This is a genomic window from Porphyromonas sp. COT-290 OH3588 (genome assembly GCF_000769075.1).
Lineage (GTDB): Bacteria > Bacteroidota > Bacteroidia > Bacteroidales > Porphyromonadaceae > Porphyromonas.
On record NZ_JRFC01000032.1, the window covers coordinates 1 to 14,715 of the forward strand.

At 52.0% G+C, this 14,715-nt stretch carries 13 protein-coding genes and 2 rRNA genes; 8 read left to right on the top strand and 7 right to left on the bottom strand.

What is annotated here, in order from left to right:
• Positions 1-551 precede the first annotated feature (551 nt).
• From udk to HQ48_RS07010, 8 genes are all read left to right on the top strand, one after another.
• Positions 552-1,184: a uridine kinase gene (gene udk, locus HQ48_RS06975; protein ID WP_044187314.1), complete on the top strand. Its 633-nt coding sequence runs from the start codon at positions 552-554 to the stop codon at positions 1,182-1,184.
• A 21-nt stretch (positions 1,185-1,205) separates the two neighbouring features.
• Positions 1,206-2,054, top strand: coding sequence for a hypothetical protein (locus HQ48_RS06980; RefSeq protein ID WP_044232756.1), 849 nt, complete (start codon positions 1,206-1,208; stop codon positions 2,052-2,054).
• A gap of 251 nt (positions 2,055-2,305) precedes the next feature.
• On the top strand, positions 2,306-2,848 hold the full coding sequence (locus tag HQ48_RS06985; protein WP_044232758.1) for a hypothetical protein: 543 nt from the start codon (positions 2,306-2,308) through the stop codon (positions 2,846-2,848).
• 156 nt (positions 2,849-3,004) lie between these two features.
• Positions 3,005-5,380, top strand: a complete 2,376-nt coding sequence (gene topA, locus HQ48_RS06990) for a type I DNA topoisomerase (RefSeq protein ID WP_044232760.1) — start codon at positions 3,005-3,007, stop codon at positions 5,378-5,380.
• Positions 5,377-6,162, top strand: a complete 786-nt coding sequence (gene truA, locus HQ48_RS06995) for a tRNA pseudouridine(38-40) synthase TruA (protein ID WP_044232762.1) — start codon at positions 5,377-5,379, stop codon at positions 6,160-6,162. The genes topA and truA overlap by 4 nt, the downstream gene beginning before the upstream one ends.
• Positions 6,159-6,599: a ribonuclease P protein component gene (locus HQ48_RS07000; protein ID WP_235300211.1), complete on the top strand. Its 441-nt coding sequence runs from the start codon at positions 6,159-6,161 to the stop codon at positions 6,597-6,599. The genes truA and HQ48_RS07000 overlap by 4 nt, the downstream gene beginning before the upstream one ends.
• Complete coding sequence (gene yidD / locus HQ48_RS07005) at positions 6,583-6,813, top strand: membrane protein insertion efficiency factor YidD (protein ID WP_081964727.1); 231 nt, start codon at positions 6,583-6,585, stop codon at positions 6,811-6,813. Before HQ48_RS07000 ends, yidD begins: the two co-directional genes overlap by 17 nt.
• Before the next feature lie 15 nt (positions 6,814-6,828).
• A complete protein-coding gene (locus tag HQ48_RS07010) occupies positions 6,829-7,497 on the top strand; it encodes a TatD family hydrolase (protein WP_052409013.1) in 669 nt (222 codons plus the stop codon).
• Between the two features lie 63 nt (positions 7,498-7,560).
• Here the strand turns inward: HQ48_RS07010 and HQ48_RS07015 are convergent, their stop codons facing one another.
• The 7 genes from HQ48_RS07015 to HQ48_RS07045 form a co-directional block, all read right to left on the bottom strand.
• Positions 7,561-8,286 carry a YebC/PmpR family DNA-binding transcriptional regulator gene (locus HQ48_RS07015; protein WP_044187328.1) on the bottom strand — a complete coding sequence of 242 codons (726 nt, stop codon included), beginning with the start codon at positions 8,284-8,286 and terminating at the stop codon, positions 7,561-7,563.
• A 29-nt stretch (positions 8,287-8,315) separates the two neighbouring features.
• Positions 8,316-10,784 carry a phenylalanine--tRNA ligase subunit beta gene (gene pheT / locus HQ48_RS07020; protein WP_044232764.1) on the bottom strand — a complete coding sequence of 823 codons (2,469 nt, stop codon included), beginning with the start codon at positions 10,782-10,784 and terminating at the stop codon, positions 8,316-8,318.
• 115 nt (positions 10,785-10,899) lie between these two features.
• Positions 10,900-11,826, bottom strand: coding sequence for a tRNA (adenosine(37)-N6)-dimethylallyltransferase MiaA (miaA, locus tag HQ48_RS07025; RefSeq protein WP_044232766.1), 927 nt, complete (start codon positions 11,824-11,826; stop codon positions 10,900-10,902).
• A complete protein-coding gene (locus tag HQ48_RS07030; RefSeq protein ID WP_044232768.1) occupies positions 11,823-13,319 on the bottom strand; it encodes an IMP dehydrogenase in 1,497 nt (498 codons plus the stop codon). Before HQ48_RS07030 ends, miaA begins: the two co-directional genes overlap by 4 nt.
• 124 nt (positions 13,320-13,443) lie before the next feature.
• Positions 13,444-14,118 carry a BT1926 family outer membrane beta-barrel protein gene (locus tag HQ48_RS07035; RefSeq protein WP_152567309.1) on the bottom strand — a complete coding sequence of 225 codons (675 nt, stop codon included), beginning with the start codon at positions 14,116-14,118 and terminating at the stop codon, positions 13,444-13,446.
• A gap of 225 nt (positions 14,119-14,343) precedes the next feature.
• A 5S ribosomal RNA gene (rrf, locus tag HQ48_RS07040) occupies positions 14,344-14,453 on the bottom strand.
• Between the two features lie 150 nt (positions 14,454-14,603).
• A 23S ribosomal RNA gene (locus tag HQ48_RS07045) occupies positions 14,604-14,715 on the bottom strand; the annotation flags it as partial.

Below are 14,715 nucleotides of genomic sequence, written 5' to 3' on the forward strand. Positions count from 1 at the left end.
CAGATAGGGGATAAACGGGTGTTATTGATCTAAGTTTCTGTTAAGGTATGTAAAGGATTTATGCTCGGATTTTGGGGAATGGGGTAGTAGTTTGTAAAGGGTGGCAGAGGGGTTGGGAAAAATTGATGGGAAGATTTATTCGGATTGATGGGCTAATCTGTTGTGATGTGTCCATCAATCTGAAGAAATCAATGGGAAGAAACGCCTAGAAATGTGCCACAAGGGAGCAGCATGCCTCCAATAATTGCCGCAAACAACTCATTATAAATATGTTGGGAAAGGCGCATTCTAAGCGACGATCTCCACTTGTCTGGAGTCAAGGAGCCTAAACGCCACTGCGCTCAATCTAGAGCCTCCTAGAGCCCAAATACAACACCTCCACTCTCGGAGCCTAACCTTAGACCAATTGGATACGACAGCCCCAAATCTACATCAATAGTATAAACTTATGTAAACGAATAAGCTGGCTTAGCCAAATGCGCATCAGCCCAAGGAAAAGAGGAGCGAAAAATCAGTTATCTTTGAAGCAAAATCAGAAATAAACTTAGTCAATGGAGCAGACTTATAAAACCACTATTATAGGTGTAGCGGGCGGATCGGCCTCGGGCAAGTCTACACTCGTGCGCAAGCTACAAGACATATTCGTAGAGGAACAGGTAACGACCCTCTGCCACGACTTCTACTACAAGGCACACAACGACCTAAGCCTCGAGGAACGTGCCAAGCTGAACTATGACCACCCAGCTGCCTTCGACACGGATATGATGATCGAGCACGTACGCCAGCTGCGTGCCGGCCAGCCCATTGAGCGACCTGTCTACTCCTTCACCGAGCACAACCGCCTAGAGCAGACCGTGACAGTACAGCCAGCCAAGGTGATTATCCTAGACGGTATATTGATCTTGGAGAATAAGGATCTACGTGAGCTGATGGACGTCAAGGTCTACATCGACACAGACGACGATGTGCGCCTAGCTCGCCGCCTAGTGCGTGACGTGCAGGAGCGAGGGCGAGATATGAACTCTGTACTCAAACAATACTTCTCCACAGTCAAGCCCATGCACCGTGACTTCGTAGAGCCAAGCAAACGCTACGCACATATCATCATTCCAGAGGGAGGCTTCAACTCCGTAGCCCTCTCTCTGCTCGTAGAGAACATTCGCTCTCTGATCAATAAGGGCTAAACCACCGAGCCAACTCTCCATATGATACGATCAACAGCCTCCCGTCTACTCGGCCTAGTCGGACTGGCTATCGGCCTATACGCCTGTAGCTCTGGCAAGGACACTCAAGCCCAGCGGCTCCTAGACGAGGCACAGGCTCTAGGCTACACAGGTGCATACACCGAGGCGCTCGCTCTCGTAGACAGCGCAGAGCGAGTGGCTCCTGCCGATACTGCTATCCTGAGAGCAGGCACACGCCTCAAGCGAGAGATACGACAGAGGGAGGCGGAGCACAAAATCATCGAACTCGATAGCCTCATTCGGCTCAAAGCCGAGGAGATAAACCGAATGCTCCCTGCCTTTGCCAAGCTCAAAAACGAGGCCTACGATACTCAACTGCGCTACTGCGCTCCTGCACTTCTACCCAAGGCACTCGGGGCACGCCCTCACCTGCGTGCTACCGTAGACTCGCTTGGTGTGCTACAACTTATCTCCGTCTACACTGGGAGTAGCAAGATCAAGCACTCGGCCATCAGACTACGACACACTCAGCAGGATAGCACCTACACGACCCCAAACGTAGTGCATGACGATGCGCTCAACTATCGCTACCACGACGGGCTGCACTACTGGGAGCTGGTAACCTATCGAGCTGAAGCCAACGACCCTCTAGTAGAGTACCTAGAGGGATTACTAGCCCTAGAGGGGAAGCTCGGTATAGACTACTTGAGCCAAGGCAAAGTAACGCACCGCTACACTCTAGCTCCTGCCGAGCAGAGCGCCTTGATGCAGACGACTCGGCTAGCCAAGGTGCTCAACGAGCAACAAGCTCTACACCGGGAGCAGGCCAAGTATGCACGCCGCTTCGCTCGCCTAGACAAGAAGCAGTAGCCCGATACTCTGATCATAAACTCATCATCACACATCGCACATCATGCGCCCAATCATCAGCCCCCTATGCCTCATACTAGCCCTCGGCTGATGTAGTCCTTGCATTTTGCCCATTCTCAAGCACCTAAAAGGGGCTGTACCGAAGCAAATGTCGGCACAGCCCCTTCGCATTTATTTGACAAGATGATTAATTTTGCAGTTATTAAAGAATACATACATTTAATATTAATCACTCCAATCATTCGTCTTATATGAATATCCTTACCAACCATGCACTACGGGGACTCACTTTGGCGCTACTAGCTACTCTATCACTCTTGAGCACAGTTAGCTGCGACATTATCCGACAGGCTCAGGCTCCTCCAGTGATCCACGCACGTATCTTCAACAAATCGAATATCCCTATATTTCATGGTAAGGCTCCTATTATCTTGGCTCTAGAGTCACAGGAGGGCTTCGCCTCTAGAGCAGCCAACTACACAGTCGAGCTTACCAAAGAACACTGTACACCACTACGCCTATCTCTATCGTACCTCAATGATAGCTGGGAGTGGGAGCGCAAAAGGCTCGGTGGGAGGCTACAACTCTTGGCCGTAGACTGCTCTACTGGCGCAGTGTACAAGTTAGATGAACGCTATGTAAATACCTTATTCACCTCAACCGATGGTAAGCAAGACGAGAAGCCCAAAATCGTCATACACACCCTAGAGAGTGTGCCAGAGAACTGGCGACAGCACCTAGTGGCCATCTATACACCTGCCCAGATGGCACCCCTACCCCTAGCACCACACTAGGGAGGGAGGCGAAACTCTCTCTTAGCTTCTGGGACAGAGTAGCCAGATATTTGACAAGATAACTCGGTACACGTAGGTAGCCGTTTGCCGTGATTGCGTGGAATCCATTACCTTTGCCGTCAAATACTAATCAAACAAAGATTTAAGAACGAGCGCATGCAACAAAAGCTAGTCATCGTAGAGTCCCCCAAGAAAGCAGATCTTATACAGGGATTTCTCAAACAACAAAAACTTACTGGCTACAAAGTAATGGCAAGTGCTGGGCATGTCAGAGATCTCAAACAAAAGTCCTTCAGCGTAGACATCGAGAACAACTACGCCCCCGAGTACGAGATCTCGGCAGACAAGCGCAATATCGTCAAGGACCTCAAAGCCGAGGCAACGAAAAGCGAACTTGTCTACCTCGCATCCGATGAAGACCGTGAGGGAGAAGCCATCGCTTGGCACCTGAGCGAAGCACTAAACCTTAAACCCGAACAGCGCAAGCGCATCGTTTTCCACGAAATCACCTCCGAAGCCTTTCTCGCAGCCCTAGACGCTCCCCGTGACATTGACCAAAACCTTGTAGATGCTCAGCAAGCACGCCGAGTGCTAGACCGCATCGTAGGCTTCGAGCTCTCGCCCGTCCTCTGGCGACGCCTCAAGCCCTCACTCTCGGCGGGGCGTGTGCAGTCGGTCGCCGTTCGCCTCATCGTGGAGCGTGAGCGTGAGATTAACGCCTTCGTGCCAGAGAGTACCTTCCGTGTACAGGCAGAGTTTAAGATAGCCTCTGGGCACAAGCTCAAAGCCGAGCTGAACCACCGCTTCGCCACAGAGGCCGAGGCAGTGACTTTCCTAGAGCAGTGCGCTCGTAGCACCTTCGAGGTGGAGAGCATCACCCGCAAGGCTGCTCGTCGCTCACCCGCAGCTCCTTTCACTACCTCGACCCTACAACAGGAGGCTTCCAACCGACTCGGCTACTCGGTATCGCAAACGATGCGCCTTGCCCAGAGCCTATATGAGTCGGGGCATATTACCTATATGCGTACGGACTCGGTGAACCTATCCTCTCTAGCGATGAATACCATTAGCAAGGAGATCAGCACCAAGTATGGCGAGCAGTACCTCCAGCCTAGACGCTACCAAACCAAGAGCAAGGGGGCACAAGAGGCGCACGAAGCCATTCGCCCCACATACGTAGACCGAGCCACAATCAAGGGGACGGCACAGGAAGTCAAACTATACGAGCTAATCCGCCGCCGCGCTATCGCCTCACAGATGGCCGACGCCCTACTAGAGCGCACCACCATCAGCATACCCGTAGCAGGGACGCCATACGCCTTCGTTGCGCAGGGCGAGGTCGTTACCTTCAGAGGCTTCCTCGAGCTCTATATGGAGGCCTCGGGAGATGAGGCTAAGCTGCTCCCACAGATGAGCGAGGGCGAACACCTAGAGCCCCTAAGCATTGGCGCAGATCAGCGCTTTACTCAGAGGCCAGCTCGGTACACTGAGGCCTCCATGGTAAGCAAGATGGAGGAGCTAGGCATTGGCCGCCCGTCTACGTACGCACCAACGATCCAGACGATCCAAGCCAGAGGCTATGTCGAGCGCACCGATCGCCCGGGTATTGAGCGCAACTTCATCGAGCTCAAGCTCAGCGGTGATGGAGTTAAGCGCACAGTCAAGACCGAGGTGTATGGTGCAGACAAGTCTAAGCTGATCCCCACAGATACAGGGCTTGTGGTCAATGACTTTCTCGTCGAGCACTTCCCCAACATCGTAGACTTCAACTTCACGGCACGAGTAGAGGAGGAATTTGACCAGATCGCCGAGGGCGACCTCGTATGGCAGAAGGTGATTGACCGCTTCTACAAGGACTTCCACCCCGTGGTAGAGCGAGCCAGCGAGCGTAATGGCAACGGCAACAGAGTAGGTGCTCGTGAGCTAGGTACCGACCCAGCTACAGGGCTCAAGGTCATCGCTAGCCTTGGCCGATATGGGTCTATGATACAGATCGGCACCAACGAGGACGAAGAGAAACCTCGCTTCGCCTCTCTACAGCCGGGGCAATCTATCGAGACAATTACGCTAGAGGAGGCGCTTGACCTCTTCGCCCTACCCAAACAGCTCGGCCAGTTCGAGGACAAAGTCGTTACCGTCGCCGTAGGTCGCTTCGGCCCATATATACGTCACGATGGCAAGTTCGCCAGTCTGCCCAAGGGTATGGACCCGATGTGCATATCACTGCAAGAGGCCATTGAGCTCATCAAGGCTAAGCGTGAGGCAGAGGAGAAGAGCCTACTGCGCACCTTCGCCGAGGACGCCGAGCTAGAGATTCGCCAAGGTCGCTTCGGCCCATACATCAAGTATCAGGGCAATAACTACAAGCTCCCCAAGGACGCCGTTGTCGACGAGCTAACCTACGAGGCTGTAGCCCAAATAGTAGCCGAAGCCCCTGCGAAGACAACCAAAGGCAAGCGCACCACAGCCAAGGCTGCTGCGCCAAAAGCCAAAACAGCCAAAAGCAAAGCCAAGAGCAAGGCCAAAGCCTGATGCGCTACTTCCTATACCTAAGCTACAACGGAGCCAACTATAGTGGCTGGCAGACGCAGCCTAATGCCCCCACGGTACAGCAAACCATAGAGGAAGCATTGGCGACTGTGCTCCGCTTACCATGCCCGATACTAGGAGCAGGGCGTACAGATGCTGGGGTACACGCCAGAGAAATGGTGGCCCACCTCGATCTAGAGCTATCGCCTGCCGAGGCTGAGCAACTCATCTTCCGTGTCAATAGACTTCTGCCACAGGATATAGCATTGCACCGCATCGTACCGATGTACCCCGAGGCACACGCACGCTTCTCGGCTACGGCTCGCACCTATCGCTACTATGTTACTTTCGACAAGCAGCCATTCGGTCACGAACTGATGCTTCGCTTACATGCTCCCATAGACTTCGAGCTGATGAATCGGGCGGCGGCGTTGCTCCCGAGTTTTACCGACTTCACGAGTTTCAGCAAGCTACACACCGACGTCAAGACCAATAATTGTAGCATACGAGAGGCCTTCTGGCAGAGGCGAGCGGGCAGTACTAGCGAATATGTCTTCACGATCACGGCAGACCGCTTCCTGCGCAATATGGTGCGTGCTATCGTTGGGACGCTTCTGCAAGTCGGTCGCGGGAAACTCAGTTTAGAGGATTTTGTGCGTATTATTGAGGCTAAGGACAGATGCTCGGCTGGCTCATCAGCCCCGGGGCATGCGCTCTTCCTCGAGCATGTGGAGTACCCAAGCGAGCTATTCCTCAACCTAGAGGCAGAGAAGAGCAGTGTATGATGCATCAAACGGCTGAGATATCAACAGCAGAAGCAGCTCCAGCTAAGTTACCCAAGCGAGAGCGTCTGCACCACAAGAAACCAGTGGAGGAGCTATTCTCTACTGGGCAGTCTTTCATCGCCTACCCGCTACGTGTCGTTTATCTACTAGAGCCACAGAAGGCGGAGGCACGTAGCCGCATCTTGGTATCGGCACCCAAAAAGCATTTTAGGCGAGCCACCAAGCGCAACCGTATCAAGCGGCTTATGCGAGAGGCCTACCGCCTGAATAAAACGCCATGGCTCGAGTGGCTCGAGGGCAATGGGCTATATGCACGCATCGCATGGTCGATGATTAGCAAGGAGCTACCAGAGTACAAGCAAATCGAGCAGGCGATCCAGAAGACCTTTGCCAAAATACAGAAAAGAGAGGAGGAGCAGCATGCAGTGGATCAGTAAGCTATTCACATGGCTATTGCTATTGCCCATCTACTTCTATCGGGCGGTTATCTCTCCCATCACGCCCCCATCGTGCCGCTTCACACCCAGCTGCTCGGTCTATGCCATTGAGGCGCTCAAGAAGCATGGTCCCGTCAAGGGGCTATGGCTGACGATACGGCGCATTCTGCGCTGCCACCCATGGGGCGGACACGGACACGACCCCGTTCCCTAGCTAAGTCTGCGAGCTATGTCCTCCCATTACATCGATTTACACAGCCACCAGCCGAGCACTATCACACCCGAGCTCCTGCGCTTACAGAGCCTTAGGCTGGGACAATCTCCCTCCAAGGACCTCCCTTATAGTCTTGGCTTACACCCTTGGTATACGGAGGATCTGCGCCAAGACTCCCTCGACAGACTTATCTTACAGGCCGAAAGTTCTTCACTCGTCTGGGCCATAGGCGAGGCTGGGCTAGATAAGCTCTCACACATACCGCTGGATACCCAGAGGCATTACTTCCTTGAGCAAATCAAACTCAGCGAGCACCTACAGAGGCCTCTCGTCATACACTGCGTGAGGGCTTGGAGCGAACTGCTTACCCTAAGGCGTGAGGCTAGGGCAGCTCAAGCGTGGATTGTGCATGGCTTCCGAGGCAAAGCTCAACTAGCCGAGCAGCTCCTAAGGGCAGGAATATACCTCAGCTTCGGCCAATACTTCCAGCCCGATAGTCTGCGCCTTGCTGATCAAGCTCAGAGGCTTTTCCTCGAGACCGATGAGGCCACCTGCTCAATACAGACAATCTACACCAAGGCATCGGCTACGCTCTCGAAGCCACCCAACATACTGCGTACAGAGATCGCCGATCGCCTCGCTAGGATCTGCCCAGAGATCAAGCAACTCACAGTAATAAGATAAAAGAAAAAGGCTAGCACCTCCGACGAGAGAGGGCTAGCCTTTTATTGGCGTTATCCGAAGGATTTATTCTTCGTCTTCTTCCTTCATATTCGTAAAGACATTCTGCACGTCTTCATCTTCCTCGAGTTTGTCGATCAGCTTCTGGAGCTGCTCACGTTGCTCGGGCGTTACGTCTTTGGTATCGTTAGGCAGGCGAACGAACTCAGCAGAAGTGATCTCGTAGCCAGCCTGCTCGAGATAGCTCTGGATAGCGGCATTGCTTGAGAACTCGCCATAGAGAATGATTTCATTTTCGTCCTCCTCTAGCTCGTCCACGCCGTAGTCAATGAGCTCGAGCTCTAGGCTCTCGATATCCATATCCTCACGCTTGGTGATATGGAAGATGCACTTATGCTCAAAAAGGAACTCCAGACTACCCGATGTACCAAGGCTACCACCATGCTTATTGAAGTAGCTACGCACGTTGGCTACCGTACGTGTTGTATTGTCCGTAGCAGTTTCCACGAAGATAGCGATACCGTATGGGCCATAGCCCTCGTAGTTCATCTCCTTATAGTCGGTAAAGTCCTTACTGCTGGCTTTCTTGATCGCACGCTCCACGTTGTCCTTGGGCATATTCTCCTTCTTGGCTGTCTGCATCAGCACACGTAGGCGTGGATTCGTTTCGGGGTCTGGACCGCCAGCCTTTACTGCAATCGTGATTTCTTTACCAAGTTTCGTGAAGACACGGGCCATATTACCCCAGCGCTTCATCTTTCTGGCTTTGCGATATTCAAATGCTCTTCCCATTGGTTGAGTATATAATATGATGATTAAACTTATCTAAGCTCTGCACCTAGTTCTTTTTTCAGGCTCTTTTGGAGCTTATCCATGATGCCATCGATCTGCTTGTCGCTCATCGTCTTCTCTTCGTCTTGGAGGAAGAACGAAACGGCGTAGCTCTTCTTACCAGCTGGGAGGTTCTTCCCTTCGTAGACGTCGAATAGCTCGCAACCCGTGAGGAGCTTCTTCTCACTCTGGCGAGCAACACGCTCAATGTCTGCCATCGTGATCGCAACGTCTATCAAGAGAGAGAGGTCACGTTTAACGACGGGATACTTAGGCAAATCGCCTGTCGTTACCTTAGCACGCTCGGCTTCTCTCTGTATCTGCGCCCACTCGAGTTCGGCATAATATACGGGCAAGTTAATATCTTCCTTGGCTGCAAGCTGAGGAGCAACCTGACCAAGACGAGCAAGTAGCTTGCCACCGCCCGTGCGGATCTCTAGGGCCTTGCCTGAGAAGATATCCCACTCCACGACAGCTTGCTTGAGATTTTGTAGCTTGAGGCCTAGGCGAGTGAAGATATGCTCCAAATGAGCCTTGAGCTCGAACGGTGAGGTTTCCTCTTCTGCGTGCGCCCAGCTATTCTGTACTCGCTGGCCTGCGATCCAGATACCTAGACGCAGATGCTCGGCATAATCCGCCATAGAGGGCTCGCCACCCTCCGTCTGATTGTATTCGTAGCAGTTGCCCCACTCGAAGAAGTAGAATGAATGCTGCTGACGACGGAGATTTCGGCTGATGCTATCTAGACCGCCAAATAGAAGTGTCTGACGCATCACACCAAGCTCTGCACTTAGCGGATTCATCAAGCGCACGAGCTTGGACGAGGGATAAGACATTAGCCCCTCGTAGTCTGCGCCATTGGATAGTGAATTGTTGAGGATCTCTGAGAAACCTGCACCCACTAGCTGCTCGCTGATGAGCAGTCTGCGGCTGTACGAGCGGTCGGGCTCTCCTTGTGCACTTAGGTTGGCGTGGATGTAACCGCTTAGATCTACATTGTTGTAGCCGTAGATGCGCATAACTTCCTCTACGACGTCTACATCTCTCGTTACGTCTATGCGGTAGCGTGGCACAGCCAGAGTCCAGACGTCGCTACTACGCTCGGTGATCTCGATCTCAAGACTCGCCAAGATGCGCTCAACCTGATCGACTGGTATAGCCTTGCCGATGAGCTTATTCATCTTGTCTAGTGAGAGGATCACACGATATGGCTCACTCAGGACGGGATAATGGTCACTAATGCCACCGTCTACATACGCCTCTGGGCAGCACTCCAGAATGAGTGCTACTGCTCGGTGAAGCGCCCACTCGGTACGCTCGGGATCTAGACCTCGCTCGAAGCGGAAAGACGAATCCGTGCTAAGGCCAAGGCGTCGTGCCGTCTTGCGTACGCTAGAGGGATTGAAGTTGGCCGACTCGAGGAAGATCGCTGTCGTTCCCCTCGTCGTCCCGCTATCCTCTCCTCCCATCACGCCAGCGATGCAGAGCGGATTGCCTGCCCCATCGGCGATGATGAGGTCATGCTCGGTTAGGGTACGCTCCGTATGATCTAGAGTGATCATCTTATCGCCAGCCTTAGCTGTCCCGACGATGAGTTTGCCTCCCTCCATCTTGTCGAGGTCGTAGGCATGGAGTGGCTGTCCGTACTCGTGCAGGACGTAGTTGGTAATATCGACAATGTTGTTGATTGACTTCTGCCCAATAGCTTCTAAGCGGAAGCGTAGCCACTCTGGGCTGGGAGCGACCTTGATACCACGAATCACGAGCCCTTGGAAGCGAGCAATCTGCTCTGCCGATACCGTCACCTCGACAGGGAGAGGGCATACCCCCTCTACAGACAAGGCAAGATCTGGTAAGACGGCCTTGACGGGGGCTACATTCTGCGTCAGATAAGCAGCCAAATCTCGCGCTACACCATAGTGCGAGGTAGCATCTACTCGATTTGGCGTAATGTCGACCTCCAGTACAGCATCGGCAACCACGCCAAAGTACTCGGCCGCTGGCATACCAACTCGTACCTGATCAAGATCTAGCAAGATGATGCCATCATTATTCGTTCCTACCCCGATCTCAACCTCGCTACAGAGCATGCCGTAGCTCTCTTCGCCTCTAATCTTACTCTTCTTAATGGTAAAGCTCTCCTCACCTGAGCCAAGTACTGTGCCGATGGTGGCCACTACGACAGCCTTGCCAGCACACACATTGGGAGCACCACAGACGATCTGCAGCGGCTCCGCCTGTCCGATTGATACGGTCGTCACACTCAAGTGATCCGAGTTCTCGTGCTTACGGCACGTCAGTACCTCACCTATTACAAGCCCTTTTAGACCTCCGGGAATGGACTCTACCATCTCAACAGAACCTGTTTCTAAGCCGATAGAGGTAAGCGCCGAAGCGATAGCTTCGGGCGATAGGTCGGTTGCCACATAGTCTTGCAACCACTGGTAGGATATATTCATTACGTGTAGATGTATCTTAATTATATATCGTTGCTAAGCTACAAAAATAGTCAATTAGCCCCGAAGTACAATTGTGCCTGCTAGATGAGTAACCGAATAAGGACTGCCCTAGCAGCTAAAGGTAACCGTGCTGCCGCATCAACGCCTCTGTCTGGGCGATTTTCTCAGGCATTGGTAGCAAAGCATCGAGATAATGTAGCGTAAAGCCACGACGCTCCATTCCTCTGAACCAAGTCATCTGGCGCTTGGCGAACTGATGAATGGCGATCTCTAACTGCTGCCTCATCGTCGTGTAGTCAATCTCCCCGATCACGTATTGTGTGACGAACTTATACTCCAGACCATAGTAAATAAGATCCTCAGGCTTAACTCCAGAGGCGAGTAGCTGCTCGACCTCAGCGGTCATGCCCTCCTCTAGGCGTTGATGCAGACGCTGGCTGATGCGCTCTCGTCTAGCCTCTCGGCTCAAGTCTAAGCAAATGATGAGGCTCTCTATCGGCGGGAACTCAGTATGCTCGATTCCCTGCTCACGCTGCTGACGAATGTATTCGGCGATCTCGATAGCTCGAATAGCCCGCTGGGCACTATCGACATCCGTCTTATTATGTAGCGGCCCATAGGTAGCGAGCGTTTGCTTCAGTTCGTCTAGCGAATAAGGCCGAAGCTGCTCTCTAAGCGCCTCGTTGGGAGGCACGTCCGGCAGATGATAGCCCCTAAGTACTGACTCGACATACATACCCGTTCCGCCACAGAGGATCGGATGCTCGATGCCTCGAGCCAGCATATCGGCATAGACACGATGGAAGTCGTGCTGATAGGCGAAGAGGTTGTATCGGCTACCTGCGGGCATAATGTCAATCAGGTGGTAGGGGATTTGTATCCCCTCCACCTGATAATCTGCTAAATCCTTGCCCGTGCCAAGATCCATTCCTCGATATACCTGCCTAGAATCTGCACTGATGATCTCGCTAGAGAGTCGGTGTGCCAGATGTGTAGCGTAGGAAGTCTTGCCCGATGCCGTAGGGCCTATGATGGTGATCATTGACGGTCCTTGAGTATAACATCGTGCGCCCCACCCTCTACGATTGAGGTGCTAGAAACAAGAGTGATCTTGGCCTTCTCCTGTAGCTCGGGCAGGGTAGTAGCACCACAGCTACACATCGTGGCCTTCATCTTACCTAAGGTAATCGCTAGGTTATCCTTGAGCTTACCAGCATAGGGTACGTAACTATCTACCCCCTCTTCAAACTTCAAGTTCTCGGAGCCACCACTATCGTAGCGCTGCCAGTTCTGGGCTCGGTTGGAGCCTTCGCCCCAGTACTCCTTAACGATGTTATTACCGATTTTGAGCTTGCGTGTGGGCGACTCATCGAAGCGAGCAAAGTAGCGCCCAAGCATCAAGAAGTCCGCGCCCATGGCTAGAGCTAGAGTCATGTGATAGTCATGTACCAGCCCTCCGTCGCTGCAAATAGGCACATAGAGGCCAGTCTGGGCATAGTACTCATCTCTGGCCTTAGCAACATCGATCACCGCTGTAGCCTGCCCACGGCCAATCCCCTTCTGTTCACGAGTGATACAGATAGAGCCACCACCGATACCTACTTTGATGAAGTCTGCACCAGCTTCGGCTAGATAACGGAAACCCTCTGCATCTACGATATTACCTGCTCCGACCATAACCCTATCTCCATACTGCTCTCTGATCCACTTGAGCGTCTCGCTCTGCCACTCGCTATAACCATCGGAGGAGTCAATACAGAGGACATCGACACCAGCCTCCACTAGTGCAGGCACACGGTCACGATAATCTCTAGTATTGATCCCTGCTCCTACAAGCAGCTCTTTGGTTTCTTTGCTCGAGAGCTCAATGGGATTGTCCTTGTGTGCATCGTAATCCTTGCGGAAGACGAGATAAACCAGATGATCCTGTTCATCAATAATAGGCAGGGTATTGAGCTTATGCTCCCAGATGATGTTATTGGCTTCCTTGAGTGTAATACCGAGTCGGCCTACCTTGAGGCGCTCGAATGGAGTCATGAACTCACGAACGGGCTTATCCTCCGTATCCACACCTAGACGATAGTCACGGCTAGTGACAATCCCGAGGAGCTTACCATGGCTGGAGCCGTCTGAGGTTACCCCAATCGTAGAGTGCCCAGTAGCCTGCTTGATGCGTAGTACATCGGCCAGAGTAGCATCTGCACTCACATTGGCATCACTCGTCACGAAGCCTGCCTTAAACTTCTTCACGCGGCGAACCATTTCCGCTTGCTCGGCTATAGGCTGCGATCCGTAAATGAAGGAAAGACCTCCGTTGCGAGCCAGTTCAATGGCCAATGTATCGTTCGACACGGACTGCATAATGGCCGAAACAAAGGGTATATTGAGCTTGATGCGCGCACTCTCGCCTTGCTTGAAGCGAACTAGAGGAGTCGTAAGTTTGACATTTTGAGGCGCGCACTCACGGGTCGTGAGGCCGGGGATAAGGAGGTATTCGCCGAAGGTACGGGAAACTTCATTGACATAAACAGCCATAGTTCAATATTTTAATTTGATATGATCCTGAAATTTCCGGACAAATTTACAGACTTCCCTGCACATACACAAGCCTATCAGCTTGTTACGTGCAGGGAAGTATTGGACAGCAATCGTGGTTTGTCTAGAAAACAAACCCAAGGCGGAAGCCAGCATGAAGCGTAGGCTTCAGATCGAAGCTAGAAGAGGTCGTGCTACCTTGCTGGATTGTATTCCCTCTGCGCACTGAGCCCTTGGTCTTCCAGCCTCCCATAGCCCTAAGGCCTGTTTCTAAACCAATGAATACTTGCTTGGCAACATAATAGTCAGCACCCAGCATCACCGCACCTCCGAGGCTATGCTCCATAGGTGACTTGATTACCTCGTCCTCGACACTCTTGATGTTGGTCTGTGTTTCTTTCTGGGTGAAACCAAGTCCCCAATTTAGGTCAGCTGCTACGTATGGCGACAGTCGCTTGGTCCCAGCAAAATGCTTCTCCACACCAACACCTATAAGGAGCTTATTGGTATATGTACTAGAGGTTGCTTTGACGATATGGTTCTGAACGATCTGATTATCTTCTTTGGTAGCGCTAGTTGTAACGTTGGAGAGATTGAGGCCCATACGTAAAGCAAGTGTTTCGCCAAGGAATACACGCCCCTTGAGGGCTCCTTGGGTTAGATCAAGCGGGTTGCTAGTAAGCCCTGAGGCAAACAATGACACCTCTGTGGACACCATGCCTTGGTCTGCTTTGTAGTTCTGGGCACTAGCCACGCCCAAAGCGCATAGGGCTAATAGGGAAGTAAGCAATCTTCTCATAATTCTTTTTTGTACTTATAATGATTTAGCGAGGGATAATCTCCCCCAAACACTAGAGCAAAGATATCATAATAATCTATAAATAAAGAAAAGGGACTATTACCTATAGAGTACCGCCCCTTCATTTGCACTTTAGGTTTCTTCGCCTCCCCTCGTCCGTCGTGCTAGCTCTATAAACGAGAAGAGGAAGCCAGCCTTGCGACTAACTCCCCCCCCTCTACAAAAAACTGGCGGCTACCTACTCTCCCACTAGACGCAGTACCATCGGCACAATTGGGCTTAACTTCTCTGTTCGGAATGGGAAGAGGTGGAACCCCAACGTTATAACCACCAAAATGTCAATTTCTAGCGACCNTTAACTTCTCTGTTCGGAATGGGAAGAGGTGGAACCCCAACGTTATAACCACCAAAATGTCAATTTCTAGCGACCATCGACTAATAAGAAAACTAAACTAACTATAAAGCTTAGCACGTATGCAAACCTGAAGCGCAAAAATTTCGGGCTATTAGTACTACTCGGCTTTGATGTCACCATCTTTACACCTGTAGCCTATCAAGGTCATCGTCTATAACCACCCTTATAAGGAGATCTAATCT

Bases quoted from the DNA above. Each gene is read 5' to 3' on its own strand.
- pheT (WP_044232764.1), bottom strand. From the start codon at position 10,784: ATGAATATATCCTACCAGTGGTTGCAAGACTATGTGGCAACCGACCTA.
- HQ48_RS07030 (WP_044232768.1), bottom strand. From the start codon at position 13,319: ATGGCTGTTTATGTCAATGAAGTTTCCCGTACCTTCGGCGAATACCTC.
- HQ48_RS07010 (WP_052409013.1), top strand. From the start codon at position 6,829: ATGTCCTCCCATTACATCGATTTACACAGCCACCAGCCGAGCACTATC.
- yidD (WP_081964727.1), top strand. From the start codon at position 6,583: ATGCAGTGGATCAGTAAGCTATTCACATGGCTATTGCTATTGCCCATC.
- HQ48_RS07000 (WP_235300211.1), top strand. From the start codon at position 6,159: ATGATGCATCAAACGGCTGAGATATCAACAGCAGAAGCAGCTCCAGCT.
- topA (WP_044232760.1), top strand. From the start codon at position 3,005: ATGCAACAAAAGCTAGTCATCGTAGAGTCCCCCAAGAAAGCAGATCTT.
- HQ48_RS07035 (WP_152567309.1), bottom strand. From the start codon at position 14,118: ATGAGAAGATTGCTTACTTCCCTATTAGCCCTATGCGCTTTGGGCGTG.
- udk (WP_044187314.1), top strand. From the start codon at position 552: ATGGAGCAGACTTATAAAACCACTATTATAGGTGTAGCGGGCGGATCG.
- miaA (WP_044232766.1), bottom strand. From the start codon at position 11,826: ATGATCACCATCATAGGCCCTACGGCATCGGGCAAGACTTCCTACGCT.
- HQ48_RS06985 (WP_044232758.1), top strand. From the start codon at position 2,306: ATGAATATCCTTACCAACCATGCACTACGGGGACTCACTTTGGCGCTA.
- HQ48_RS07015 (WP_044187328.1), bottom strand. From the start codon at position 8,286: ATGGGAAGAGCATTTGAATATCGCAAAGCCAGAAAGATGAAGCGCTGG.
- HQ48_RS06980 (WP_044232756.1), top strand. From the start codon at position 1,206: ATGATACGATCAACAGCCTCCCGTCTACTCGGCCTAGTCGGACTGGCT.